Genomic DNA, 24,334 nt, shown 5'->3' with positions numbered 1-24,334 from the left:
GTCTCTACTGGCGAGTAACAGACTCCTGTTACCGAAGGTAATGAGCGGCTGGAGGGGATCATGCCGGAGTTCTCGTTCGAACTCAACGACGACCAGAAGTCCGTACGCGACTGGATCCACGGGTTCGCCCGGGACGTGATGCGCCCGGCCGCCGCCGAGTGGGACGAGCGGGAGGAGACCCCCTGGCCGATCATCCAGGAGGCCGCCAAGATCGGTATCTACTCGCTCGACTTCTACGCCCAGCAGTTCTTCGACCCCACCGGCCTCGGCGTCCCCATGACCATGGAGGAACTGTTCTGGGGTGACGCCGGCATCGCGCTGTCCATCGTCGGCACCGGGCTCGCCGCCGTCGGCGTGCTGGCCAACGGCACCGACGAGCAGATCGGCACCTGGGTGCCGCAGATGTACGGCGACGCGGACGATGTGAAGGTCGCCGCCTTCTGCTCCTCCGAGCCCGACGCCGGCTCGGACGTGGGCGCCATGCGCACCCGCGCCGTCTACGACCAGGCCACGGACGAGTGGGTGCTCAACGGCACCAAGACCTGGGCCACCAACGGCGGCATCGCCAACGTGCACGTGGTGGTCGCCGTCGTCGATCCCGACCTCGGTTCCAAGGGACACGCCTCCTTCATCGTGCCGCCGAACACCCCGGGCCTCACCCAGGGGCAGAAGTTCCACAAGCACGGCATCCGCGCCTCGCACACGGCCGAAGTGGTGCTCGCCGACGTGCGGGTGCCGGGCAGTTGCCTGCTGGGCGGGAAGGAGAAGCTGGACGAACGGCTGGCCCGGGCGCGCGAGCGCAGCGCCCAGGGCGCCGGGTCCGAGCGCGTCAAGAACGCCGCCATGGCCACCTTCGAGGCGTCCCGCCCGGCGGTGGGCGCGATGGCGGTGGGCACGGCGCGGGCCGCGTACGAGGAGGCGCTTGAGTACGCGAAGACCCGCACCCAGTTCGGCCGCCCGATCATCGACAACCAGGGCGTGGCCTTCCAACTCGCCGACATGCGCACGCACATCGACGCGGCCCGGCTGCTGGTGTGGCGCGCCTCGTGGATGGCGGCCACCGGCAAGCCGTTCACCTCGGCCGAGGGCTCGATGTCCAAGCTGTACGCGAGCGAGACGGCCAAGCAGGTCACCGCGCAGGCGATACAGATCTTCGGCGGCAACGGCTACACCCGCGACTACCCCGTCGAGCGCATGCACCGGGACAGCGCCATTTACACGATCTTCGAGGGGACCAGCGAGATCCAGCGCCTGGTCATCGCCCGCACCCTGTCGGGGCTGCCCATCCGCTGACCGCCCCGGGCTCCGGCTCACCGTGGCCCGGCCCGGCCCACTCCGCTCTGGTCCGCCCCGGCCCGCCTGCCGCCGGGGCGGCCTTCGTGCGCCCGGCCGCCGCCCCGCCCCGGTGACGCCGGACGGACGGCGCGGCTCGGGAGGGCACCGCTCGGCGGTGGCGCCGTTCGGATGGCGCGGTGTGGGGCGGCGCCGTTCGGGTGAGAGACCGGGGGAGCGGGTGGCCCTGCGCTTCCGGTATCACCCGAATGGAGTACGGCCGGATTTCCCCGGCGACCCCGGCACCGGGCGCTCATGCGGCCCTTCGAGCCTCCCGTACGGGCCGTCGCCGGGGTCGCGGGAGGCGCCAGCGGTCGCCGTGTGCTGCCCGGACGCGCGCAATGGAGGCAGCACGCCCAGCCGTGTCGGTGCGTGCTCCGCGCGAAAGGAGACAGTGGCGATGACCGCACCCCGGGGCGACACCCCACAGGAGCTGTCCGGCATGCACGTGGTCGATCCGGACGGCCAGAAGGTCGGATCGGTGCAGCAGGTGTACAGCGACGACATCACCGGCGTACCGGAGTGGATCACCGTGCGCACCGGCCTGTTCGGCATGAAGGAGACCTTCGTCCCGCTGGCCGGCGCCCAGCACTCGGCAGGTGACCTGCGCGTTCCCTACAGCAAGGAAGAGATCAAGGACGCTCCGCGGATCGACGCCGCGGGCCACCTGTCCCCGGAGGAGGAGACGGAGCTCTACCGCCACTACGGGCTGCGGCACCCCACCGGGCCGGCCGCCGGCCGCGGTGGCCAGGACACCGCCACGGGCCGGGACGCGCGAGCCGGGCGGAGCGGCATGGCGGGCGAGGCGGCGGCGGGCGCAGCAGGCGGTGCGGCGGGCGGCGGGGCCGCCGGGTACGCGACGGGCCGGGAGTCCGGCCAGCGCGCCGATGCCGGCGGGCCCAAGCTGGTCGGCGCGGGCGCCGGACGTGGCGCCGAGACCGGCGACGCGATGGCCAAGGAGTCCGCGTCCCGGGAGGCGAAGGAATCCGCCGACATGCGGGCCGCCAGCGGCATGAAGGAGACCGGCGGCGCGCAGGGCTCGCGCGGGATGCAGAAGGGGCCCGCGGCCAAGGAGGGCGTCCAGGAGATGATCCTCTCCGAGGAGCAGGTGCGCATCGGCACCGAGGAGCACGAGAGCGGACGCGCCCGACTGCGCAAGCACGTGGTGACCGAGAACGTGACCCGCACCGTCCCCGTCAGCCACGAGGAGGTGCACCTGACCCGCGAACCGATCACCGCGGATGACGTGCGGCGCCAGGGCCGCGCCGCCCGGATCGAGGACGGCACGGTGGAGGTCACGCTGCACGAGGAGCGCGCGGTGGTCCGCAAGGAGACCGTGCCCGTGGAGCGCGTACGCCTGGAGACCGAGCGGGTCACCGAGCAGCAGGAGGTCTCCACCCAGATACGCAAGGAGACCGTGGAGTACGAGGGCTCCGACGGCATGGGCCGCGGACGGCGCGGCATGGGGAAGGGCGACGAGGGGAGCAAGGAAGGCCCCGAGGGCATGAGGTGAGTGACCCCACCCACCCGTGGGCTCCGCCCCCGGCGCAGCGGCGTCCGGGGGCGGGGCCGCGTACGAGGGGGCCGTATCCGCGGCAGAGCTGCGCATGAGGGGCCGTGTAAGAGGGGCCCCGGCGCGGGCGGCTACGCGTCCGGAAGCCGGCCGCGGCCGGTGGTGGCGGTGAGCGGGGCGAGCGGATCGGCGTCCCGTTCGTCGATGCGCCGCACCACATCCTCCGGGCCGAAGGCCACGTCGGCCGGGTGCCGGCAGGCGGCCACCTCCGACCAGTCGAGCGGCGTCGCGACCCCGGGGCGCTCGCGCACCCGCAGCGTGTACGGGGCGGCCGTGGTCTTCGCCGAGTTGTTCTGCGACCAGTCGATGAACACCTTGCGGTGCCGGGCGGCCCGCGCCATGGTCGCGGTCGCGAGCTCCGGCAACTCCCCGCGCATCCGGCTCGCGAGCCGCCGGGCGTAGTCCACCGCCGCGTCGGCCGGCGTGGGCCGCACCGGCACGTACAGGTGCAGCCCCTTGGAACCCGAGGTCACCGCACACACCGTCAGACCGTCCGCGGCGAGCGCGGCGCGCAGCGCGAGCGCCACCCGGCAGCAGTGCGTGACGTCGGCGCCCGGGCCCGGATCGAGGTCGAAGACGATCCGGTCGTGCACCGCTGGCCCGGCCGACGCCCGCCACTGCGGCACGTGCACCTCGTACGCCCCGAGGTTGGCCATCGCCACCAGCGCCGCGGTCGAGTCGACGACCACGTGCGGGGCCGGCCCCTCCTTGCTCGGCACCCGGGTGACGGTGACCCAGTCGGGCGCTCCCGGCGGCGGGTTCTTCGCGTACCAGCGCTCGCCGTCCACCCCGTCCGGGGCCCGGACGAAGGAGGCCGCACGGTCGGTGGTGTGCGGCACCAGCAGGTCGGCCACGCGGGCGTAGTAGTGCAGCAACTCGGCCTTGGTGTGGCCCGATGCGGGGAAGAGCGTCTTGCGCAGGTGGGTCAGGGCCAGTCGGTGGCCCGCCACCTCAACGGACTGCCGGTCGGCGGCTGCGGACATGGGGTGGACCATGCCACGCGGGCCCGTGAACTATGCCGATCGCCCAGGTGAACGCAGCCGATGGCGGGTGGTCCCGGCAAGGCGGCGGCCGACTCGGCCCGATGGCGGCGGCACGGGGCCAACCGCCGTGCCCACGGGGCCGATACGGGGCCGGGGCGCCGGACGGACCGGGTGACCCCGGGGCCCGCGGGGGGCCGGAATATACCGCGGCCAGGGCCGGAACCCGGCGTTCCAAGCGCCGTCCTTGGTCATATAACGTTAAAGAAAATTGCTCTGATCACGTGCGTCCCGGGAGGCAACCATGGGCACACGGCGTACAACGCTGCCCGGTGTAGGAACCCAGTACGACTTCACCACACATGCGGGACAGCACCTGTCCGTCGTCGTCCACCAGGACGGCCGCCGATTCATCGGCTTCTACTCCAAGGACGACCCCGACTCCTGCCAGATGTCGATCCCCCTCTCGCCGGAGGAGGCGACGGCCGTCGCCCACCTGATCGACCCGGCGCCCATCGAGGCGGTCCGTACCGACGGCATCGACCTGGTCACCGAGCACATCCCGGTGGGCAGCAGGTCGCCGTACGCGGGACGGCTGCTCGGTGAGACCGGTGCCAGGACCCGCACCGGGGCCTCCATCGTCGCGGTGCTGCGGCGCAACAGCGCGCACCCCTCGCCCGGCCCCGACTTCCGGTTCGCCATCGGCGACACCCTCGTCGCGGTCGGCACCAGAGAGGGCGTGGACGCCCTCACCGCCATCATCACGGAGGGCTGACCCACGTGCACGACACCACCACGCTTCTCATCGAGCTCGGGGCCGTCATCCTCGGGCTCGGTCTCATCGGCCGGTTGGCCCTGCGCTTCGGCCTGTCCCCGATACCCCTCTACCTGCTGGCCGGACTCGCCTTCGGCCAAGGTGGCCTCCTCCCGCTGAAGGCCAGTGAGGAGTTCGTCGGGGTCGGCGCGGAGATCGGCGTCATCCTGCTGCTGCTCCTGCTCGGCCTTGAGTACAGCGCCTCCGAACTCGTCACCAGTCTGAAGACGCAGTACCCGTCGGGCGCCGTCGACTTCGCGCTCAACGCCATCCCGGGCGCCGTGGCCGCCCTGCTGCTCGGCTGGGGCCCGGTCGGCGCCGTCGCCCTCGCCGGCGTCACCTGGATCTCCTCATCCGGGGTCATCGCCAAGGTCCTCACCGACCTTGGCCGACTCGGCAACCGGGAGACGCCGGTCATCCTGAGCCTGTTGGTCATCGAGGACCTGTCGATGGCCGTCTACCTGCCGCTGCTCACCGCGCTGGTGGCCGGCGCCGGACTGGCCGGCGGCAGCGTGACCCTGCTGATCGCGCTCGGCACCGTCGGCATCGTGCTCTACCTCGCGCTCCGGCACGGCCGGCTGATCAGCCGCGCCGTCTCGTCGGACAACCCCGAGATGCTGCTCCTCGTCGTCCTCGGCCTCACCCTGCTGGTCGCCGGCGTCGCGCAGGAGCTCCAGGTGTCGGCCGCGGTCGGCGCGTTCCTGGTGGGCATCGCGCTCTCGGGAGAGGTGGCCGAGGGCGCGGAGCGGCTGCTGACGCCGCTGCGCGACCTGTTCGCCGCTGTCTTCTTCGTCTTCTTCGGCCTGTCCACCGACCCGACCGAGATCCCCCCGGTGCTGGTGCCCGCGCTGCTGCTCGCCGCCGTCACCACCGTCTCCAAGATCGGCACCGGCTGGTACGCGGCGCGCCGCGCCGGCATCGGCCCGCGCGGTCGGCTGCGGGCCGGTGGCGTGCTGGTGGCCCGCGGCGAGTTCTCCATCGTGATCGCCGGCCTCGCGGTCAGTACGGAGCCCAGGATCGGGCCGATCGCCACCGCGTACGTCCTCATCCTGGTCATCGTCGGCCCGCTCGCGGCCCGCTACACCGAGCCCGCCGTGCGGAGGCTGGGCGAGTGGCGTTCGGCCAAGTCCGCCGCGCGGGGCACCGGGGCCAAGGCGCCGGCCGACGACGGTGCGCCGGCCGGTGACCTCACGTCGAGCGACTCCGCGGAGTCCGGTCCGCAGCCGCGGGACGCCGCGGCGCCGGAGGACCAGCCGGGTCTGCCCTCGCACTGACCCGGCGCCCGTGCCACCGCTGCCGGTGGGAGCGGGCGACACGGCCCCGGCCCCGCGAGGGGACCGGGGCCGAAGCGTGCTCAGACCTTGCGCCAGCCGGGCACCCAGGCGCCGTCCTCGACGGTGTAGTCACCGAAGAGCGCCGGTGCCTCCTTGGCCATCAGATCGCCGACCTTGCCGAACAGCAGCCGGATCTCCTCCTCGGCGCCGGGCGCGGTGCGGCTCTCGATGACGTGCCGCAGCGTACGGACGTTGGCCGTCCACACCAGCCCGGTGGCCACCCCCTCGGGCGCGAAGCGGCGCATGAACGAGGTCTTGGCCTTCTTCTCGGCGAACGCCACGCCCTCCTCGTCGAGCCCGAAGTGCTCGGCCATCCAGAGCTGGAACTCCTCCATCCGCCCCAGCAACTCGGTGGCCCGCGCCATCAGCTCGGGGTCGTCCTCGGCCCACTGGGGGAACCAGAACGGCAGGTCGTCCAGGCGGACGAAGCGCAGCGACTCCTGGGAGACGGCGGTGCCGGCCCGGTGGCGCACCAACTCGTGCGTGGCCACCCGGCTCACGTGGTGCAGCACGAACGAGAAGCTCACGTGCTCCAGGACCGAGCCGTGCGCGCTGGAGAGGATGTTGCGCAGGTACTTCTCCTGGTCGGTGCGGATGCGGGTGACGTTGGGGTTGAGCCCGGGCTCCCACGAGCGGTAGCACACCCGGCCCGCGAACTCCGCCAGGTTCTGCGCGTCGTCCCACTCGCCCCGGTCGATGCGCTCCAACCAGCTCTCCCCGCCCACGTCGGCGAGGTAGCCGGCGACCTCGTCGTAGTCGAGTTGGGGGCGGGCGATGAGGTGGACCTCGGGTTCGACGTGGCGCAACGTGACCATCCTTGGTAGCTCGGACAAAGCTTGACCGAGTCTGCCATGGCCCTCGCCCACCGCCGCGCGCACCGGGGGCGGTGAGCTGCGGGGACACCGGGCCGGGCGTGCGGAGCACCGAAGCACGGGCCCCAGCGCGCCACGCGCCCGGGCCCGTACCCCGCGGCCGGGCCGAGGGCGTGCCGTACCGTGCCCCGGTGCCCCCTGTGGTCCCGCGCGATGGTCAGCGGCGCACGGTGCTCGCGGTGACGGAGATCACCGCGCGGACCTGGGCCGTGATGGTCCGTCGGTTGTGTACGAACGTGGGGTCGGTGACGGTGCCGGTGGCCGGGTTCGTGTTGTCGGCGGCGAACTCCAGGATCGGGGTGTGCAGGTGCCCGCCCGGGGCGTTGAGGCCGACCGCGTCGCGCAGCAGCGTCGCCCGGTAGGCGATCTCGTTGGAGAGGTAGTCGCCGCCACCGCCGGCCCGCGCGACCGAGCCGGGCGTGGGCCCGTCGGGCCGCACCACCGGGGTGTCGCCGCCGGCCGGGATCTCGGTCACCGACGTGTTGTCGCGCACCGGGAACGGGCCGGTCTTCGCCGCGACGATCTGCTGGTACGGCAGCGAGGTGGTGGTCCACTGCGGCTGCGGCTTCGGGGTCGGCACCCCCGGCGGTACGGGCGCGACCCCGGTGCGCGAGAGGTTGAGGTTGTCGCCGTACCCGCCGCGCCAGGCGCCGTTGGTGCGCTCCACGTCGAACTGGCCCGGCCGGCCCTGGCTGATGGTGGTGAACGCGTCGATCTGCCGCGGCCCGGCCTTGAAGTGCGGCAGCAGGGCGCGTTCGACGGCGCCGGCCGCGAAGTCGTCCCAACGGACCGGGAAGATCGCCGTCTCGATCCGCGCCGGCCCCGAGGCGGTGCGGATCGTGGTGCCGTCGAGCGCCAGCGCGGCGGCGCCCGAGGGGTTGCTGCGCCGTGGGTCGGCGTCGAGTTGGAACGGGTCGAAGCCGGTCACCAGGATGCGCTTGATGCCCTTCCCTCCGGGCAGCCGTATCGAGTCCTGCCCGCGCGAGGTGCGCTCCAACTCGGCGAGCAGCGCGGCCCGCTTCGCCTCTGACAGCGGGAACGCCGGCTGCCACTCGCCCAGGGCCCGCGTCATGCCGAGCCGCGCCCAGTACAGCGGGCGGTCGTCGTCCCGGCTGAGGTCCCCGCCGGCCGGGCCGCGGCCCTGCGCCCTGGCCACCGCCCGGTCCCACAGGTGCTGCCCGTACCTGGTCACCACCCGCTGCGCCGCCGCCGACGAACGCGCCCCGGCCAGCGCCCGGGCGAACTGCGGTGCCACCCGGTCGAACCCGCTGCGCCGCAGGATCTCGCGGGGCGCTTCGAGACCGAGCCGCCGCTCTTCCACGGTGGGCCCGTCGGCCGTGCGGGCGGCGTCCGCGGGCGCGGCGGCCACCGGGGCGGCGACGGCCAGCGGGGCGACGGTGAGCAGCGCGGCGGCGAGCCAGCCGATGCGGGTACGGAAGGTGCTCATGGGGGTCCTTCGATAGGGGACGACGGGGCCGCCGGACGGTCGACGGCAGGGGCCCGGCGCCCGACGCACACCGCAGGACGCCGGCTGCGACCTGCGGTGTGCCCGCCATCGAACCTGACGCGTGCCGCGGACACCAGACCCGGGACGACACATCCGTGCCGGGCCGCGGGGCCAGGTCACCCTCCCGGCCCGCCGAGCCCCGCCACCACCGGCCAGTCCCCCCTTCTCCCACCTGCAAGCCGCGACAGACATCCACGCCTCAAGCCCAAGCCCACACCCCGGTACTCACACCCGCGGGCACCCGCCAATCCGCCACACCCCACCGGCACGCGCCCGAAACACCCACCTGAGACACCCACCTGAAACACCCGGCTCCGTCACACCCGGTGTCCACTCCGTGCCCACCCACACCCGCGGGCGCACCCCCGGTGCGGTTAACTGCCTGGGCAGGGCCACCGGGTGCCCGCCCGGTGGCGCCACGACGACCGTACGGAGTTGACCGTGTCGACCGCACCCGATTCGCCCTCGCCCTGGCTGCGTCGGCCCGAGCCGCGGCCGGCGGCGACCACCACCGTGGTGTGCCTGCCGCACGCGGGCGGGAACGCCGGGTTCTTCCAGCCGTGGGCCCGGATGCTGCCGCCGGAGCTGGAGTTGCTCGCGGTGCAGTACCCGGGTCGGCAGGACCGGCTGCTGGAAGAGCCGCTGGTCGAGATGGCCGCACTCGCCGACGCGGTCACCGCCGAGTTGGTCCGCACGCCGCTGCTCGCCGGCCGGGAGCTGGTGCTGTTCGGGCACAGCATGGGTGCCTCGGTCGGCTGGGAGGTGACCCGCCGCCTTGAACGGGGGAGCGGCCCACGGCCCCGGCGGCTGCTGGTGTCGGGGCGGCCGGGACCGCGTGCGCAACAACCCATCGACGCCTACCGATTGGGTGAGGAGGAGTTCGTGGACGAGCTGCGGCGGATGGGCGGCACCAGCGACGAACTGCTCGACGACCCGGAGATGCGGGAGCTGCTGTTGCCCGCGGTCCGCGCCGACTACCAGGTGGTGGGCACGTACGCGCCGGACCTCGACGCCCGGGTGAGCTGCCCGGTCGACGCCTTCACCGGCGACGCGGACCCGGACGTCACGCCGGAGACGGCCGCCGCCTGGGAGCACGCCACGCACGGGCCGTTCACGCTCTCGGTACTGCCGGGTGACCACTTCTTCCCCTGGTCCCAGACGGAGCACATGGTGGCGGCGCTCGCCGCGTCCGCGCCGCCGGCTCGCACGCCCTGACCCCCTGGCGCGGGCGGCGCCGGCCCCTCGTCGGGGCACGCACTGACCGGCCGGCGCCGGGCCGCGCCACCTCGGCCGTACGGTGCCGGCGCTGCCCCCCCCGCACGGCAGCCGCGGTCCCGCAGTCCCGCCCGGACCTGTCCCGACCCGCCCGCGCCTGCGGCGCATCCGCGGTCGTTTGGCCAGGTCAACGACGCCCCCTATGCGCCCCCAGCGCAACGCGCGGCACCCCCAGCCACGCTCGACATGGAAATGATTGCCAACTAGCGTGGGGCAGGTGAACGACGCGGTCTCAAGCTGTACCGACGGACGGGTGGTCACGAGCGGCGGGCGCCCGGTGGGCGCGACGGAGGCGGTGCCGAGCGCCGTGCCCGGGCGCGCCACCCGGCAGCGCGCCGCCGTGCTGCGCGCCCTCGCCGACTGCCCGGACTTCCTCTCCACCCAGGAACTGCACGCGCGATTGGCCGCCGGCGGCGTCTCCGTCGGGTTGACCACCGTCTACCGCAGCGTCCAGGCCCTGGCCAGGGCCGGCCTGCTGGACGTCGTGCGCGACGAGACCGGTGGCCGGCTCTACCGGCACCGCCCCGCCGCCGGACACCGGCACTACCTGATCTGTCGCGACTGCGGCACCAGCCAGTCGGTGGACGCGGAGGCGGTGGAGGAGTGGGCGGACGGCGTGGGGGAGCGCACCGGGTTCACCGACGTCCACCACACCCTGGAGCTGACCGGGTTGTGCGCGGCCTGTAGCGCCGGCTGAAGGGGCGCCGGCCGTGGCACCGACGTCCGCACGGCACACCCTGACGGGCGCCCCCGCCCGGGTGCGCGGCGGGTCGCGCCACCTCCGCCGCCCCGTCCCGCCGCCGCTACCCCTCCGCCTGCCAGGCCAACACCGCGCCGCCACCACCGGTCATGACCGAACCCGGCATCACCCGCAGCCGCCACGGTGTCAGCTTCAGCACGGTGAAGCCGGGTGACTCGGGGGACTCCCAGCCGGGCACGCCGATGCCCGCCGGGTCGTAACCCAGCGGCTCGGGCGCCGACTTCAGCAGGTTCCACACCCGAGTACGGGTCGGTACGTCGTCCGCCCACTCCGCCGCGCACTCGGCGACACAGGTGTCGTGGTCCGGGGCCCAGTAGTTGACCGACGCGTACGGGCTGTGCGCCAGGTGGGCCCGCTTGACGGGGGTCGGGGCGGTGCCCACCCAGCCGGCGAGGGCGCCGTCCTGCCAGGTCCAGATGGGGTGGAGCACCCGGCTGCGCGGCCGGCCGGCCCGGTCCACGGTGGCCACCGACGCCCAGACGATGCGGTGGGCCATCTCGACGAAGGCCGGGGCGATCGCGGTGAGTTCCGACATCACGCAGCACGTCCTTACGGGTCGCGGAAGATCCGCGCGCACTCTATCCGGCTCCCGCAGGACCCCTCAGGGGAAGCGGCCCAACTCCCCCCGGGTGGGCGCGTACGACGAAATCCCCGGCGCCCGGAACGCGGGGTCGGGAGGCGCGTGCGCCCGGCAGCGCCCGGCCGGGTGGCGCGCCGGTCAGCCGAGTCCGGCCAACACCCGGTCCGGCGTCATCGGCAACTCCCGCAGCCGCACCCCCGTCGCGTGGTACAGCGCGTTGCCGATCGCCGCCGCCGTGCCGACGATGCCGATCTCGCCGATCCCCTTGCTGCCCATCGGATTGAGCTGCCGGTCGTCCTCCTCGATCCAGTGCGCCTCGATCGTGGGCACGTCGGCGCAGGACGGCACGTGGTACGCGGCCAGGTCGCGCTCGACGAAGTCACCGAAGACCGGGTCCAGGGTGCTTCCTTCGAGCAGCGCCATGCCGATCCCCATCGTCATCCCTCCGACGAACTGACCATGTGCCGTAAGGGAGTTGAGGATGCGGCCGGCGGCGAAGACGCCGAGCAGTCGGCGCACCCGGGCCTCCCCGGTGTCCATGTCGACCGCCACCTCAGCGAACTGCGCCCCGAACGCGTGCCTGGCGTACGGCGACGGGGCGTCCGCCTCGCCCGCGGTGTCGGCGAACGCCCGGAGCGTGGGCGCCGCCGCGTCACCGCCCGCCTCCACCACCAGCGCCCGCAGCCTACGGCAGGCGTGGTGCACCGCCCAGCCCCACGAGGCGGTCCCGGACGAGCCGCCGGCCAGGGCCGCCGCGGGCAGGTCGCTGCACCCGATGTCGATCCGTACGTGGTCCACCGGCGCGTCCAGCGCGTCAGCGGCGACCTGGGCGAGCACCGTACGGGCACCGGTGCCGATGTCGGTGGCGTTGATCCGCACCCGGAAGCCGCCGCCGGGTTCGGTGCGTGCCTCGGCCGTGGACGGCGAGACGAGCACCGGATAGGTGGCGGACGCGACACCGGTGCCGATCCACTGCCGGCCGGCGCGGCGGCTGCGCGGGCGCGGGTCGCGGGCGTCCCAGCCGAAGCGCCGCGCGCCCTCGCGCAGGCACTCCACCAGGTGCCGGCTGCTGAACGGCTTGCCGGTGTCCGGCTCGACGGCCGGCTCGTTGCGCACCCGCAACTCGATCGGGTCCATGCCGAGCGCCACCGCGAGCTCGTCCATGGCCGACTCCAGCGCGTACATGCCCGGCGCCTCGCCCGGCGCCCGCATCCACGAGGGGCTCGGCACGTCGAGCGCCGCCACCCGGTGCGTGGTGCGGCTGTGCGGCGCGGTGTACATGGTGCGCCCGGGCGTTGCGGCCTGCTCCACGAACTCCTTGACCGTCGAGGTGTGCGTGATGATCTCGTGGCCCAGCGCGCCGATGTGCCCCGCACGGTCCGCGCCGATGCGCAGCCGTTGCACCGTCGGAGCCCGGTGGCCGACGACCGCGGCGAGCTGCCCGCGCGGCAGCGCCACCTTCACCGGGCGGCCCAGTTGCCGGGCGGCCAACGCGGCCAGCACCACCGGGGCGCGCGGCGTGCCCTTGGACCCGAAGCCGCCGCCCACGTGCTCGGACACCACCGTGACCTGCTCCGGGCGCAGCCCGAACAGCGCCGTGAGCACCTCTTTGACCTTGGTCGAACCCTGGCTTGAGTCATAGACCGTCAGTCGCCCGGCCCGCCAGAGCGCGGTGCAGGCGTGTGGCTCCAGCGGGTGGTTGTGCTGCGCGTCCATCGTGTACGTGGCGTCCACGCGGACCTCGCTGGCGGCGTAACCCGTGGCGAAGTCACCGTGTTCGCGGCGGGCCGGGTGGCCGCCGTTGGCCCGCTCCGGCTCGTACAGCCGCGGATGCCCGGGCACCAGGACGACGTCGTGCTCATCGACCGCGTAGTCGATCCGCACCGCCTCCGCCATGGCGCGGGCCACCTCAAGGGAGTCGGCCACGGCCAGCGCGACGTACCAGCCGCGGTGCGGCACCGCGGCGTTCTGGAGCAGGTGCAGGGTCGGGTCGTCGGTGGGGCCGAGGCGTGGCGCATTCGCATGGCTGAGCACGCGCAGCGCGCCGGGCATGGCGAGCGCGTCGGTGGCGTGCACGGCGGTGACCGCGCCGCGCACGATCGTCGCCGGCACCGGCCAGGCGTACGCGGTCTCGGGCAGCGGGTACTCGGCCGCGTACCTGGCCGCCCCGGTGACCTTGAGCGGCCCCTCCAGGCGGCCGAGCGGCGCCCCGGTCTCCGTACTGCTCATGGCTGCCTCCTCACCTGTCCTGCGCCGTCCTGTGGTGTTGGGGCGTCGGCGCCGGCGAGTTCGCCGAGCAGCGCCGCGGCCAGGTTGCGGGCGAGCGGCACCTTGAAGCCGTTGTCGCGCAGCGGGCGGGCCGTGGCCAGCTCGGCGTCCGCCGCCCGCCGGAACGCCTCGTCGGTCGCAGGGCCGCCGACCAGCGCCGCCTCGGCGATGCGGGCCCGCCACGGCTTGTGCGCGAGCCCGCCGAAGGCCAGCCGCACCGTGCGCACCACCCCGCCCTCGGCGTCGAGCGCGGCTGCCACCGAGGCCAGCGCGAAGGCGTACGACGCACGGTCGCGGGCCTTGCGGTAGGCCGAGCGGCCCGGCACCGGCGGCGGCAGCTCGACGGAGGTCAGCAACTCGCCGTGGCCGATCACCGTGTCCCGCTCCGGCAGGTCGGCGGGGAGCCGGTGGAAGTCGGTCAGCGCGACGCCGCGTTCGCCGTCGGGGCCGCGCAGCACCACCCGGGCGTCCAGCGCGGCGAGCGCAACGGCCAGGTCGGACGGGTGGGTGGCCACGCAGTGCGCGGAGTGGCCGATGACGGCGAGGTCCCGGTGCGCACCGGTACGGGCCGGGCAGCCGCTGCCCGGGTGCCGCTTGTTGCACGGCTTGCTGACGTCCTGGAAGTACGGGCAACGGGTGCGCTGCAACAGGTTGCCGCCGGTGGTGGCCGCGTTGCGCAACTGCCCCGAAGCGCCGGCCAGCAGGGCCTGCGAGAGCGCCGGGTAGCGGGCGCGGACCAGCGGGTGGGCCGCCAGGTCGCTGTTGCGGACGCCCGCCCCGATCCGCAGCCCGCCGTCCGCGACCTGCTCGACACCGGTCAGCGGCAGCCGGCTGACGTCCACGAGCAGCCCGGGGCGCTCCACGCCCAGCTTCATCAGGTCCACCAGGTTGGTGCCGCCGCCCAGGAACCGGGCGGTCGGATCGGCGGCGACGGCGGCGATCGCCGTATCGACGTCGGTGGCGCGCACGTAGCCGAACGGCTTCACGGCGCCACCTCCTCGACGGCCCGCACGATGTTTGAGTACGCGCCGCAGCGGCACAGGTTCCCGCTCATCCGCTCACGGATCTCCGCCGGCGTCAGCGGCACCGGCGCGCCCGGCGCTGGCGCCCCGTCCTGCGCCCCGGGGAGCGGGGTGACCTGCGACGGCTGGCCTTCGGCGGCCTCGGCGAGCACGCCGATGGCCGAACAGAGCTGCCCCGGGGTGCAGTAGCCGCACTGGAAACCGTCGTGGTGCAGGAAGGCCCGCTGCACGGGGTGGGGCTGCTCGCCGTCGCTGAGCCCTTCCACGGTCGTGACGTGCGCCCCGTCGGCCGCCACCGCGAGGACGAGGCAGGCGTTGGTCCTGCGCCCGTCGAGCAGGACCGTGCACGCGCCGCACTGCCCGTGGTCACAGCCCTTCTTGGCACCGGTCAGGCCCAGGTGCTCGCGCAGCGCGTCGAGCAGGGTGGTGCGGTGGTCCAGGTCCAGTCTGTGGGTGGCGCCGTTGACCCGCAGGGTGACCTCCGACGCGGTGGGAGGGTGCTGGGTGGTGGGTGTGGAGAGCGTTGCCATGGCGTCACGGCCCTTCGCTGGGTGTGCTGCGGCCCCGTGACCGCGTCCCCGCCCACACCTGCGACAAACCAGAAAATTTCGGCCAGTCACTCGGATGGTGCATGGGGCGGGTCAGGCGGGGTGGTGCGTGGGGTGGCGGTCATGCGTGGGGAGGCGGCGGCCCTCCGTCGAGGGCCCCCGCGTGGGCGCCTCCGAGATGGGCCCCTCCGACGTGGGGGCCTCCAGTGTGGGTGCCTCTCGTGGCGGCGTCACCCATAGGGACGCCTCGGTACGGACGCTTCCCCGCGCGCCCGGCCGCCGTACGCTTCCGCGCGGGCGCCGGGCGGGCGGCGTCGCGCGGGCGCACGGAGGGGTTGCGCTGCGGGGGTGCGCGTCGGGGTGCGAGGCGGGTCGCTCCCTGCCGCGGCTCGGCCCGCCGGTGCCGCCGGGACGGGGCCTGCGCCGCATCCGCGGCATCTGGCCGATAGCCGTCCGTCCGGGAGCACGAACCCCGCTCCGACATACTCCCGTTGGCGGCGTGCGGCTAGGGAATTGCCGGCCTCGGGTCCGCGCCGCGGCCGGCCCCGGCGGACGGGCGGCAGCGCCACGCCGCCCGCCCGGCGCCCGCGGGCGCGCGGCCTACAGGCGGTGACAGGCTCCCGCCCACACCTGCCGGTCCTTGCTGTTGTACTGCCCCGACGGCGCTCCGAGCGGATGTGCCGGGCAGGCCACCGTGGGGCCGCCGGAGCGGCCCTTGAGCAGGAACCGCCCGTGGATGGGGCCATCTGCGGGCACCCCACCGGCCGGCGTGCACCCCTTGCCGACGGTCGCGCCGGCGGTCGCGGACCAGGTCATCGAGTCACACACATAGGCGGGCGTACGGGCCGGCCGGTCCGCGGTGTGGCCGGCGGAGACGGGCCAGAGGGCGAGGGCGGCCCCGACGAGGGCTGCGGCGGCGAGAGGACGCATGGGACTCCCTGGGAAATCGTGACGGATCACCGCCGGACGGCGGCGCCCGATTCTGGGTCGCCGCCCGCCCGTTCACCGCTATTTCCGGACAAGTAGCCCGCGGGACGGCCGGCCCGCTGCGGCGGGCACGGGCCTGCCGCGGGGGGTGGGGCTGCTCCCGCGTGGTCGGTCCGCCGCCGGCGCCGTGCCGTACGCGCGGTCGCGGCAATCACGCGCGAGCTCGGGACGCCGGGCCCGGCCGGCGGGGTGGCGACGGGGGAGCGGTGGCACCGCGGTTCCACCCCTCCCTCACTCCCTCCCGCACCATCCGGTCACCGCCACCACCTCGCGCGCGATGTCCGTCACCGATCTGCCGTCCGTCGCCACCCGCACCGTCCCCGGCGGCGCGTGCTGCTCCAGGAGTCTGGCCATCCGGTCGCTGCGCCGTACGTGCGCCTCCCACTGCGACCCCGTCTCGCGGACCGCGAGCCGTGCGTGGGCCGTGGCGTCGTCCGAGGTCAGCAGCAGGGGCACGATGTGCACGTCGGCGCCGAGCACGCGGCGGAACATCGGGCCTTCCAGCACGCTGACCGTGTTGGTGTAGATCAGCCGGCGCTGGCCGAGCGCCGCGTAGTTGGCCCAGACGGCCGTCAGGTTGCGTTCGGTGATGGCCGAGCGGTCCGGGTCGTCGGGCGGGGCCGGATGGATCTGGTCCATGAGGTCACCCTCGATCACGCAGTGCGCCGTGCCAGCGGCCTGGAGGAGGACGGACACCTCCCACCCCACAGTCGACTTGCCGACGCCCGAGCGCCCCGCGATCAGCAGTACCTCGTATCTGTCCACAGCATTCACCCGCGGACCCTCGCAGACGGCGCCACCCACCCGCACCTGACTTTCCCCACCCACACTTGGCCTTCCCCCACCCACACCCACGGTCCGCGGCACCCATCCGACCCACCCGGCCAGCCCCGGCGCCTCGACGGAACGGCCGGTGACCGCGATGGATTCCCGCCATGCGCCGCTGCCGGACACACGGGCCGTACGGGGGCAAGCCCGTCACATATCCGGGGCGGTACGGACCGGTGGGGCGAGTGGCGCCGGTGAGCTGCGGCCGGAGCTGTTACCGTGCGCCCGACTCCCCGCACGACCCGACGGGCCATCAGATGGCCAGGAGAGGACGCGACATGAGCGTGGACCGGCGCGGCTTCCTGTTCGGCGCGGCGACCATCACCGCGAGCGGCCTCCTGGGGTACGCCGGCACCCAGCCGGCCGCGGCGCAGGCCGGACCGCGCACCGCACCGCCGACCCGCCCGCGCCAGGACTGGCTCGCCACCCTGGCCGACGACACCCCCGTGGCGCGGCTGAGCCTGCCGGGCACCCACCACTCCGGTGCCCGCTTCGGCGGCGCCCAGGTCGCCTGCCAGGGCCGTACGATCGCCGAACAACTCGACGCGGGCATCCGGTACTTGGACATCCGCTGCCGCTCGTACCACTCGGCCTTCGTCGTGCACCACGGGGCGGTCGCACAGCAGTTGCTGTTCGGCAGCGTGCTGCTGACGTGCGAGGCGTTCTTGCGCGCCCATCCGTCCGAGACGGTGCTGCTGCGGCTGCGGCAGGAGCACTCGACCGTGCCCGACGCCGAGTTCCGCCGCGTGTTCGACCTCTACCAGGCCGGATTCCGCAGACTCCTGCGCCTCGATGCGACACTGCCCACGCTCGGCCAGGCCCGCGGCAAGGTCGTCCTGCTCGCCGACCACCCCAAGCTGCCCGGCATCCCGTACGGCGACACCAAGCTGCTCGCCGTCCAGGAGGAGGAGACGGCGCCGCTCGCCGCGAAGTACCGCAGCATCGAGCGCCACTTCCACCGCGCCGCCACCCGACCCGGCAGGCTGTACGTGAACCACGTCAGCTCCACCCACCGCTCCCTCCCCGAAGCCAACGCCCGCTACCTCAACCCCCGGGTACACCGCTTCCTCACCGGCCACGGCCGCGCCCTGACCGGGCTCGGCGTGGTGGCCATGGACTTCCCCGACGCGATGCCGGGGCTGATCGACGCGGTGATCCGACACAATCGGCGGTTCGCGGGGGCGGCGGGGGAGTAGCCGGATGCGCGGGATCGCGGGCCCGTCTGTCGCACGGGAGCCGCCGGTTCCGCGGAGTCGCCGGTCTCGACCGCTCGTCGGACGGCCGGCGCGGCCGTTCTCCGGAGCCCCCGTGTAGGCACGTGGCGAGCGTGGGCGGCGTCCGGAGGCGCCGTCGCACCGTTGGTGCCGTTGGGCCGCACGCCGTCGTAGCGGAGGCGAAGCCGTAGGGGCGCGATCAGGTCAGCCCGCGGCGAGCGAAGGTGGGCGTTTTTGTGTCGTTTGTGATCAAGGCGAGCGCGAAGCAGGTCAATGTGAGTGTTGTCCGGAGTGTGCTGCCGGTGCCGCGCTAGCTTGCGGCGCATGGATGAAGGCGCCTCTCCCCCCACCGCGTCTCCGGCGGCCCCCGGTCAGCACACCTGGCTTCCCCGCCGACCGTGGCCGCCGTGGCTCCAGATGTATCCCACCGTGCCGGGGCGCGAGCACCCGGCCGACCTGCCGGAACGGCTCAGTGCCGGGCTGCTCGACCTGCTCTTCGTCGCGGTGCTCGTACCGGTGCCGATCGTGCTGGACGACTGGGCCGGTGACGCCCTGGGATGGCCCACCGGGCTTGTGGCGACGACGGGGCTGCTCGCGTTGGTGTTCGGCTATTCGCCGGTCAGCACGGCCCGGTGGGGTGGCACGCCGGGGAAGCGCATCCGCGGGCTGCGGGTCGCGCACGCCGGGGACGGGGCGGCCGTCTCGTACCGGGTCGCCCTCGGCCGGCACCTCACCCACCTGGTGCTGCCCGTCGTGAGCGACCTGTGGTTCCTGCGGGACGAACCGCTCCAACAGTGCCTGCACGACAAGGCCGCCGGCACCGTGGTCGTCTGCGTCGAACCCGAGGGCGCGCTCGCACCCGGCGGCCCCTGAAGCCCGGACCGACTCCCGCCCCCGAGCCCGTGCGCAACGCAGCACGACGTCGAGCCCCGGCCGCTGAATCCGCGGCCGGGGCTCGACGCGTGTCGCGGGGGCGCCCCGCGGCCGGTGGACCGGCTAGGACGCGGCGATCTCGTCCCGTACCGCACGGAAGGCGGCGACCGCGTTCCGTACGTCGTCGGTCGAGTGCGCGGCCGAGAGCTGGACCCGGATGCGGGCCTTGCCCTTGGGGACGACCGGGTAGGAGAAGGCGATCACGTAGATGCCCCGCTCCAGCAGTGCGGCGGCCATCCGGGCGGCCAGCGCCGCGTCACCGACCATGACGGGGGTGATGGCGTGCTCGCCGGGCAGCACGTCGAAACCGGCCGCCGTCATCTCCGAGCGGAACAGCGCGGTGTTGGCGCGCAGTCGCTCGCGCCGCTCGCCGGAGGCGGCGAGCAGTTCCAGCACCTTCAGCGAGGCGCCGACGATGGAGGGGGCGAGCGAGTTGGAGAACAGGTACGGGCGCGAGCGCTGCCGCAGCAGTTCCACGATCTCGGCCCGGGCGGCGACGTAGCCGCCGCTGGCGCCGCCGAGCGCCTTGCCCAGGGTGCCGGTGACGATGTCCACCCGGTCCCGCACGCCGAACAGTTCGGGCGTGCCGCCGCCGTGCTCGCCGACGAAGCCCACGGCGTGCGAGTCGTCCACCATCACCATGGCGCCGTACCGCTCGGCCAGGTCGCAGATCTCGTCCAGCGGGGCGATGTAGCCGTCCATCGAGAACACGCCGTCGGTGACGACCAGCGTCCGCCGGGCGCCCGCCGCCTCCTTCAGGCAGCGCTCCAGGTCGGCCAGGTCCCGGTTCCGGTAGCGGTAGCGGGCGGCCTTGGAGAGCCGGATGCCGTCGATGATGCTGGCGTGGTTGAGCTCGTCGGAGATCACCGCGTCGGCGCCGGACAGCAGCGTCTCGAAGACACCGCCGTTGGCGTCGAAGCACGAGCTGTACAAGATCGTGTCCTCGGTGCCGAGGAACTCCGAGATGCGCTGCTCCAGCACCTTGTGCGGCTCCTGGGTGCCGCAGATGAACCGCACCGACGCCATGCCGAAGCCCCAGTCGTCCAGGGCCTGCTTGGCGGCGGCGATCACCTCGGGGTGGTCGGCCAGGTCGAGGTAGTTGTTGGCGCAGAAGTTGACGACCGATGCGTCGCCAACGCGGACGTTTCCGGACTGCGGGCTGGAGATGACGCGCTCGGACTTGTACAGGCCGGCGTCACGGATCTCATCCAACTCGGTACGCAGGTCCTGGCGCACGCTGTCGAACACGGGAACTCCTTCGGAACGGGGCGGTGGTTACGCGGCGCCGGCGCGGCCGGCGCACCCGGGTGCGGTGGGCGGGTCAGTCGAGGGTGGGACGGGTCCAGTCAATGATGACCTTGCCGCACTCACCGGAGCGCGCGGCGTCGAACGCCTCGGCGTGCTGCTCGAATCCGAACCGGTGGGTGATGACGGACGAGATGTCCAGACCGTTCTGGAGCAGCACCGACATCGCGTACCAGGTCTCGAACATCTCCCGGCCGTAGATGCCGCGCAGCGTCAGCATCCGGGTCACCACCGTGGCCATGTCCACCGGCACCTCTTCGGCCGGCAGGCCGAGCACCGCGATCCGGCCGCCCGGGCTCATGGTGGCGATCATGTCGCGCAGCGCGTCCGCGCGCCCCGACATCTCCAGGCCCACGTCGAAGCCCTCGCTCATGCCGAGCTCCGGCATCACCTCGGCGATGGACTGGTTGCTGACGTCCAGGCTGACGGTGGCGCCCAGCTTGCGGGCGAGGTCGAGCCGGTAGGGGCTGATGTCGGTGATGACCACGTTGCGGGCGCCGGCGTGGCGGGCGATGGCCGCGGCCATCATGCCGATCGGGCCGGCGCCGGTGACCAGCACGTCCTCGCCGAGCACCGGGAAGGAGAGCGCCGTGTGCACGGCGTTGCCGAACGGGTCGAAGATCGCAGCCACGTCGAGGTCGATGGGGTGGCGGTGCACCCATACGTTGGACGCGGGCAACACCACGTACTCGGCGAACGCGCCGTCGGTGTGCACGCCCAGGCCGATGGTGCGGATGCACAGGTGGCGGCGGCCGGCCATGCAGTTGCGGCACTTGCCGCACACCAGGTGGCCCTCGCCGCTGACGGTGTCGCCCGGGGTCACGTCCGTGACGCCCGCGCCCACCTCGACGACCTCGCCGACGAACTCGTGGCCGATGACCAGGGGCGCGCGGACCGAGCGGGCCGCCCAGTCGTCCCAACTCGCGATGTGCAGATCGGTCCCGCAGATGCCGGTGCGCAGCACCCGGATGAGCACCTGACCCGCCTCGGCGTGCGGCGCCGGCACCTCGGTCAGTTCGATGCCGGGCCCGGCGGCGGTCTTCACCAATGCCTTCATGGGCGCCACTGTGCTGTGTCCACCCTGTGAAGTCCATCGGCATTTTCCCAGGTCACCTATGAAGGCGAGCTTCACAGGCGTGCCATACTGCCCCGATGATCGACCCCCGAAGGCTGCGGGTGCTGCGGGCGCTCGCGGACCACGGCACCGTCACCGCCGCGGCCCAGGCCCTCTACCTCTCGCCCTCCGCCGTCTCCCAACAACTGGCCGCGCTGGAGACCGAGGTCGGCCACGCGCTGCTCGAACGACGCGGGCGCGCGGTGCGGCTGACCGCCACCGGGACGGTGCTCGCCGGCCATGCCACCAAGATCGCCGCCCAGCTCGAACGGGCCGAGGCGGACGTCGCCGCCTGTGCGGCGGGCGTGACCGGGGAGGTCACGGTGGTCGCCTTCGCCACCGCGATCACCGAGGTCGTCGCACCCACCCTGGTCGCCCTGCGGGAACTGGCGCCCGGGGTGCGGGTGCGGGTCAAGGACGCGGAGGGTCGCGAGTGCCACCGGCTGCTGGTGGCGGGCGAGGCCGACGTGGCGGTGGCGGTGGAGGACCGGGAGACCCTCGGCCGCTGGGACGATCGGATGCTGCGCGAGCCGCTGTACGCGGAGCCCTTCGATGTGGTGCTGCCCGCCGACCACCCGCGGGCCGGGGCGCCCGACGTGGAGCTCGCGGCGCTGGCCGGCGACCCGTGGATCACGCCCTGGCCCGGCAACCCGGTCCACGACGCCGTGGTGCTCGCCTGCCACGAGGCCCGTTTCCAACCCCGGGTGGCATCGATGTCCGACGACTTCCGGGCGGTGTGCGCCCTGGTCGCGGTGGGTGCGGGCGTCGCCCTGGTGCCCAGGTCGGCGCTGTCGGGCGCGGCGCCCCAAGGCGTCGCGGTCCGCCCCGTACGCGGCCACGGCCCCACCCGCAAGGTGTTCACCGCGGTACGGGCCGGCACCGAGGGCCACCCGCTGCTCCGCCAGGCGCTGGCCGGGCTCCGCGAGACGGCGGCGGCGCTCCCGGTGTGAGCGTCGGGGTGGCGTGGAGGCTGCCGCGCGACATGCGGGGCGGGTCGGGGGCGCCCGTACATCGTCTGCACATTTGCCCGTGCATCGCTCGTACGTCGTCCGTACGCCGCCGGGTCTTGCTGGCCGATGGCCTGCTGCCGGGCCTGCCGTCGGGCTCCTAGGCCGCGGGGTGGCCCGGGCCCGGTGGGCGCGGGGCGGTGCGGCGCGGGCGGTCCGTCATCACCTGGTCGCACAGTGCGGCGCAGGTGCGGTTGATCAGGCGTGAGACGTGCATCTGTGAGATGCCGAGGTGTTCGGCTATCCGGCTCTGCGTCATGTCGCAGAAGAACCGCAGGTAGAGGATGTACCGCTCGCGCTCGGGCAGCCTGCTGAGCTCGGGCCGTACCGCCTCCCGGTCGATGACCTGGTCGAAACCGGGCTCCTGGTCGGCCAGCGTGTCCAGCAGCGAGTAGCCGTCCTCGGTGCTGGAGAGCTCGGCGTCCAGCGACAGCGCCGTGTAGCTGTCGAGCGCCTGCATCCCCAGCCGCACGTCGTCCGCGCTCAGCCCGGTGTGCGCGGCGATCTCCGTGACGTCGGGGACGCGGTCCTCCAGGCTCGGGCCGAGTTCCCGGCAGGCGGTGCGCACCCGGTTGCGCAGCTCCTGCACCCGGCGGGGTACGTGCACCTCCCACATGTGGTCCCTGAAGTGCCGCTTCACCTCGCCCACGACGGTCGGCACGGCGAAGCTCTCGAAGGCGATGCCCCGGGTCGGGTCGTACCTGATGACGGCCTTCACCAGGCCGAGCTGCGCCACCTGCCGCAGGTCCTCCAGGGCCTCGCCGCGGTTGCGGAACTGCCGGGCGAGGCGGTTGGCCATCGGTATCCAGGCCGTGATGATGCGGGCCCGCAGCGCGTCCTTCTCCGGGCCGTCGTCGAGCACGGACAGCCGACGGAAGTCGGCGGCCGTATCGGGCGCGTCGTCGTGCGGATGTTTGGCCGGGCGATCGCGGTGTACTCGGGCTGTGGTCATGGAAACAGCTCCCGGAACGGCGGACGGATCTCCACCGGGGCGCCGTTTCGTCGCTCCCCACGGCAAGGAGGAGCGGTGACCGCCCCGGGGTGGTGCGTGCCTTGGGTCCGTAGCACGTCCTGCTCGCCCTCGCGGCCTGCACGGGCACCGTCGGCAGCGAGCACTGCCGACCGCCGTCTCGGGGCCGGTCGGGCACTTTCCACCGTAGCCACTTCCCCCGGCTGACGCATTCAGGCGGTGGGGCTGGGGCGCGGGCCGGTGCCGTGCCGGGGACGCGGTCGTACGCGCCGGAGGGCGGGCGGTGCTGCGTCCGTGCCGGTGGGCCGCGTCCCGTGTTCCTCGTCCCCTGGCGTTCCCCGCCCCGGCCAGCACGACGTGCGTGGGTGCCTCAGGAGACCCCGCGTGGCCGGAACTGGATGCTGATGCGCGGGCCCGCGGACCGTCGCGTCTTCGGGACCGCGTGGTCCCACGTGCGCTGACAGCTTCCGCCCATGACGATCAGGTCGCCGTGGCCCAGTGGCCGGCGCAGTACCGCGCCGCCTGCGCGCGGGCGCAGCAACAGCGGGCGCGGCTGGCCGACCGAGACGATCGCCACCATCGTGTCCTCACTGGCGCCCCGACCGATCCGGTCCCCGTGCCAGGCGACACTGTCCCGCCCGTCGCGGTAGAAGCACAACCCCGCGGTGACGAACGGCTCGCCCGACTCCGCCGCGTAGTGCGCGCTGAGCCGGTCCCTGGCCGCTTCGAGCGCGGGGTGCGGCAGCCGCTCGCCGGCCCGGTAGGTGGCCAGGAGGCGGGGCACCTGCACCGTCCGCTCGTACATCCGGCGCCGTTCGGCGCGCCAGGGCACCGACTCGGCCAGCGTGGCGAAGAGCGCGTCCGCGCCGGTCAGCCAGCCGGGCAGGACGTCGATCCAGGCGCCGTGCGCCAGATGGGTGCGGCGCAGGGCGGTCAGTGGTTGGGGCCCGACCTCCTCGGCGGCGGCGAAGAGCGAACCTTGCAGCGGAACCGGCATGCCGCCAGCATACGCCCGAATAGAACACATGCTCGATTCAAGGATGTGGGCAAAGCGGCGATGGTCGGATTTTTATGGAAACTGGACGGTCGCCCGGGCGTCACCCGGATGCCA

General features: G+C 73.7%; 22 protein-coding genes. 9 read left to right on the top strand and 13 right to left on the bottom strand.

Going from position 1 to position 24,334, the window contains the following annotated elements:
• Positions 1-60: 60 nt before the first annotated feature.
• Both ACMA1D_RS32325 and ACMA1D_RS32320 read left to right on the top strand, forming a co-directional pair.
• Positions 61-1,293, top strand: a complete 1,233-nt coding sequence (locus tag ACMA1D_RS32325) for an acyl-CoA dehydrogenase family protein (RefSeq protein WP_414727534.1) — start codon at positions 61-63, stop codon at positions 1,291-1,293.
• Positions 1,294-1,732: 439 nt separating this feature from the next.
• Positions 1,733-2,845, top strand: a complete 1,113-nt coding sequence (locus ACMA1D_RS32320; RefSeq protein WP_414727533.1) for a PRC and DUF2382 domain-containing protein — start codon at positions 1,733-1,735, stop codon at positions 2,843-2,845.
• A gap of 131 nt (positions 2,846-2,976) precedes the next feature.
• Here the strand turns inward: ACMA1D_RS32320 and ligD are convergent, their stop codons facing one another.
• Positions 2,977-3,888: a non-homologous end-joining DNA ligase gene (ligD, locus tag ACMA1D_RS32315; protein ID WP_414727532.1), complete on the bottom strand. Its 912-nt coding sequence runs from the start codon at positions 3,886-3,888 to the stop codon at positions 2,977-2,979.
• Positions 3,889-4,189: 301 nt separating this feature from the next.
• Between ligD and ACMA1D_RS32310 the strand changes: the two genes are divergently transcribed.
• Both ACMA1D_RS32310 and ACMA1D_RS32305 read left to right on the top strand, forming a co-directional pair.
• Positions 4,190-4,660, top strand: coding sequence for a cation:proton antiporter regulatory subunit (locus ACMA1D_RS32310; RefSeq protein ID WP_349997065.1), 471 nt, complete (start codon positions 4,190-4,192; stop codon positions 4,658-4,660).
• A 5-nt stretch (positions 4,661-4,665) separates the two neighbouring features.
• Positions 4,666-5,973 (top strand): cation:proton antiporter, encoded by a 1,308-nt coding sequence (locus ACMA1D_RS32305; protein WP_414727531.1) that lies wholly within the window; start codon positions 4,666-4,668, stop codon positions 5,971-5,973.
• An 80-nt stretch (positions 5,974-6,053) separates the two neighbouring features.
• Here ACMA1D_RS32305 and thyX read toward each other — a convergent pair whose 3' ends face one another.
• Together thyX and ACMA1D_RS32295 are read right to left on the bottom strand one after the other, a co-directional pair.
• Complete coding sequence (gene thyX / locus ACMA1D_RS32300; RefSeq protein WP_414727530.1) at positions 6,054-6,848, bottom strand: FAD-dependent thymidylate synthase; 795 nt, start codon at positions 6,846-6,848, stop codon at positions 6,054-6,056.
• Between the two features lie 214 nt (positions 6,849-7,062).
• Entirely contained in the window at positions 7,063-8,352 is a 1,290-nt protein-coding gene (locus ACMA1D_RS32295; protein WP_414727529.1) for a pyroglutamyl peptidase, read from the bottom strand.
• 501 nt (positions 8,353-8,853) lie between these two features.
• Between ACMA1D_RS32295 and ACMA1D_RS32290 the strand changes: the two genes are divergently transcribed.
• Together ACMA1D_RS32290 and ACMA1D_RS32285 are read left to right on the top strand one after the other, a co-directional pair.
• Entirely contained in the window at positions 8,854-9,627 is a 774-nt protein-coding gene (locus tag ACMA1D_RS32290; protein ID WP_414727528.1) for a thioesterase II family protein, read from the top strand.
• Between the two features lie 277 nt (positions 9,628-9,904).
• A complete protein-coding gene (locus ACMA1D_RS32285; protein WP_414727527.1) occupies positions 9,905-10,384 on the top strand; it encodes a Fur family transcriptional regulator in 480 nt (159 codons plus the stop codon).
• Positions 10,385-10,490: 106 nt separating this feature from the next.
• On the opposite strand, the gene ACMA1D_RS32280 is transcribed toward ACMA1D_RS32285, so the two are convergent.
• The 6 genes from ACMA1D_RS32280 to ACMA1D_RS32255 all read right to left on the bottom strand — a co-directional run bounded on the left by ACMA1D_RS32280 (position 10,491) and on the right by ACMA1D_RS32255 (position 16,617).
• Positions 10,491-10,982 carry a pyridoxamine 5'-phosphate oxidase family protein gene (locus ACMA1D_RS32280; protein WP_414727526.1) on the bottom strand — a complete coding sequence of 164 codons (492 nt, stop codon included), beginning with the start codon at positions 10,980-10,982 and terminating at the stop codon, positions 10,491-10,493.
• A 183-nt stretch (positions 10,983-11,165) separates the two neighbouring features.
• Positions 11,166-13,256, bottom strand: coding sequence for a xanthine dehydrogenase family protein molybdopterin-binding subunit (locus ACMA1D_RS32275; RefSeq protein ID WP_414727525.1), 2,091 nt, complete (start codon positions 13,254-13,256; stop codon positions 11,166-11,168).
• Positions 13,253-14,281: an FAD binding domain-containing protein gene (locus tag ACMA1D_RS32270; protein WP_414727524.1), complete on the bottom strand. Its 1,029-nt coding sequence runs from the start codon at positions 14,279-14,281 to the stop codon at positions 13,253-13,255. The genes ACMA1D_RS32275 and ACMA1D_RS32270 overlap by 4 nt, the downstream gene beginning before the upstream one ends.
• Complete coding sequence (locus ACMA1D_RS32265) at positions 14,278-14,847, bottom strand: 2Fe-2S iron-sulfur cluster-binding protein (RefSeq protein ID WP_414727523.1); 570 nt, start codon at positions 14,845-14,847, stop codon at positions 14,278-14,280. Before ACMA1D_RS32265 ends, ACMA1D_RS32270 begins: the two co-directional genes overlap by 4 nt.
• 618 nt (positions 14,848-15,465) lie before the next feature.
• Positions 15,466-15,795 carry a hypothetical protein gene (locus ACMA1D_RS32260; protein ID WP_414727522.1) on the bottom strand — a complete coding sequence of 110 codons (330 nt, stop codon included), beginning with the start codon at positions 15,793-15,795 and terminating at the stop codon, positions 15,466-15,468.
• 288 nt (positions 15,796-16,083) lie between these two features.
• Positions 16,084-16,617 carry a hypothetical protein gene (locus tag ACMA1D_RS32255; RefSeq protein WP_414727521.1) on the bottom strand — a complete coding sequence of 178 codons (534 nt, stop codon included), beginning with the start codon at positions 16,615-16,617 and terminating at the stop codon, positions 16,084-16,086.
• Positions 16,618-16,958: 341 nt separating this feature from the next.
• Between ACMA1D_RS32255 and ACMA1D_RS32250 the strand changes: the two genes are divergently transcribed.
• Positions 16,959-17,876: a phosphatidylinositol-specific phospholipase C gene (locus ACMA1D_RS32250; protein ID WP_414727520.1), complete on the top strand. Its 918-nt coding sequence runs from the start codon at positions 16,959-16,961 to the stop codon at positions 17,874-17,876.
• A 435-nt stretch (positions 17,877-18,311) separates the two neighbouring features.
• Complete coding sequence (locus tag ACMA1D_RS32245) at positions 18,312-18,767, top strand: RDD family protein (RefSeq protein WP_414727519.1); 456 nt, start codon at positions 18,312-18,314, stop codon at positions 18,765-18,767.
• A 123-nt stretch (positions 18,768-18,890) separates the two neighbouring features.
• Here ACMA1D_RS32245 and ACMA1D_RS32240 read toward each other — a convergent pair whose 3' ends face one another.
• Both ACMA1D_RS32240 and tdh read right to left on the bottom strand, forming a co-directional pair.
• Positions 18,891-20,075, bottom strand: coding sequence for a glycine C-acetyltransferase (locus tag ACMA1D_RS32240; protein ID WP_414727518.1), 1,185 nt, complete (start codon positions 20,073-20,075; stop codon positions 18,891-18,893).
• A 73-nt stretch (positions 20,076-20,148) separates the two neighbouring features.
• Complete coding sequence (gene tdh, locus ACMA1D_RS32235; RefSeq protein ID WP_414727517.1) at positions 20,149-21,189, bottom strand: L-threonine 3-dehydrogenase; 1,041 nt, start codon at positions 21,187-21,189, stop codon at positions 20,149-20,151.
• Between the two features lie 95 nt (positions 21,190-21,284).
• Here tdh and ACMA1D_RS32230 point away from each other — a divergent pair, with 95 nt between their 5' ends.
• Positions 21,285-22,196 carry a LysR family transcriptional regulator gene (locus tag ACMA1D_RS32230; protein ID WP_414727516.1) on the top strand — a complete coding sequence of 304 codons (912 nt, stop codon included), beginning with the start codon at positions 21,285-21,287 and terminating at the stop codon, positions 22,194-22,196.
• Positions 22,197-22,353: 157 nt separating this feature from the next.
• Here ACMA1D_RS32230 and ACMA1D_RS32225 read toward each other — a convergent pair whose 3' ends face one another.
• Positions 22,354-23,205, bottom strand: coding sequence for a SigB/SigF/SigG family RNA polymerase sigma factor (locus ACMA1D_RS32225; RefSeq protein WP_414727515.1), 852 nt, complete (start codon positions 23,203-23,205; stop codon positions 22,354-22,356).
• A gap of 388 nt (positions 23,206-23,593) precedes the next feature.
• Positions 23,594-24,220 (bottom strand): alpha-ketoglutarate-dependent dioxygenase AlkB, encoded by a 627-nt coding sequence (locus ACMA1D_RS32220; RefSeq protein ID WP_414727514.1) that lies wholly within the window; start codon positions 24,218-24,220, stop codon positions 23,594-23,596.
• Positions 24,221-24,334 lie beyond the last annotated feature (114 nt).

The sequence above is a fragment of the Streptomyces sp. 796.1 genome (assembly GCF_047525675.1).
Classification (GTDB): Bacteria; Actinomycetota; Actinomycetes; order Streptomycetales; family Streptomycetaceae; genus Streptomyces.
This window is presented reverse-complemented; position numbering and strand designations above follow the sequence as displayed.

What these genes read in the sequence shown, in the direction of transcription:
- ACMA1D_RS32280 (WP_414727526.1), bottom strand. Translation starts at nt 10,982, where the DNA reads ATGTCGGAACTCACCGCGATCGCCCCGGCCTTCGTCGAGATGGCCCAC.
- ACMA1D_RS32250 (WP_414727520.1), top strand. Translation starts at nt 16,959, where the DNA reads ATGAGCGTGGACCGGCGCGGCTTCCTGTTCGGCGCGGCGACCATCACC.
- ACMA1D_RS32230 (WP_414727516.1), top strand. Translation starts at nt 21,285, where the DNA reads ATGATCGACCCCCGAAGGCTGCGGGTGCTGCGGGCGCTCGCGGACCAC.
- ACMA1D_RS32265 (WP_414727523.1), bottom strand. Translation starts at nt 14,847, where the DNA reads ATGGCAACGCTCTCCACACCCACCACCCAGCACCCTCCCACCGCGTCG.
- ACMA1D_RS32260 (WP_414727522.1), bottom strand. Translation starts at nt 15,795, where the DNA reads ATGCGTCCTCTCGCCGCCGCAGCCCTCGTCGGGGCCGCCCTCGCCCTC.
- ACMA1D_RS32275 (WP_414727525.1), bottom strand. Translation starts at nt 13,256, where the DNA reads ATGAGCAGTACGGAGACCGGGGCGCCGCTCGGCCGCCTGGAGGGGCCG.
- ACMA1D_RS32325 (WP_414727534.1), top strand. Translation starts at nt 61, where the DNA reads ATGCCGGAGTTCTCGTTCGAACTCAACGACGACCAGAAGTCCGTACGC.
- ACMA1D_RS32245 (WP_414727519.1), top strand. Translation starts at nt 18,312, where the DNA reads ATGTATCCCACCGTGCCGGGGCGCGAGCACCCGGCCGACCTGCCGGAA.
- ACMA1D_RS32295 (WP_414727529.1), bottom strand. Translation starts at nt 8,352, where the DNA reads ATGAGCACCTTCCGTACCCGCATCGGCTGGCTCGCCGCCGCGCTGCTC.
- tdh (WP_414727517.1), bottom strand. Translation starts at nt 21,189, where the DNA reads ATGAAGGCATTGGTGAAGACCGCCGCCGGGCCCGGCATCGAACTGACC.
- ligD (WP_414727532.1), bottom strand. Translation starts at nt 3,888, where the DNA reads ATGTCCGCAGCCGCCGACCGGCAGTCCGTTGAGGTGGCGGGCCACCGA.
- ACMA1D_RS32220 (WP_414727514.1), bottom strand. Translation starts at nt 24,220, where the DNA reads ATGCCGGTTCCGCTGCAAGGTTCGCTCTTCGCCGCCGCCGAGGAGGTC.
- ACMA1D_RS32320 (WP_414727533.1), top strand. Translation starts at nt 1,733, where the DNA reads ATGACCGCACCCCGGGGCGACACCCCACAGGAGCTGTCCGGCATGCAC.
- thyX (WP_414727530.1), bottom strand. Translation starts at nt 6,848, where the DNA reads ATGGTCACGTTGCGCCACGTCGAACCCGAGGTCCACCTCATCGCCCGC.
- ACMA1D_RS32225 (WP_414727515.1), bottom strand. Translation starts at nt 23,205, where the DNA reads ATGACCACAGCCCGAGTACACCGCGATCGCCCGGCCAAACATCCGCAC.
- ACMA1D_RS32310 (WP_349997065.1), top strand. Translation starts at nt 4,190, where the DNA reads ATGGGCACACGGCGTACAACGCTGCCCGGTGTAGGAACCCAGTACGAC.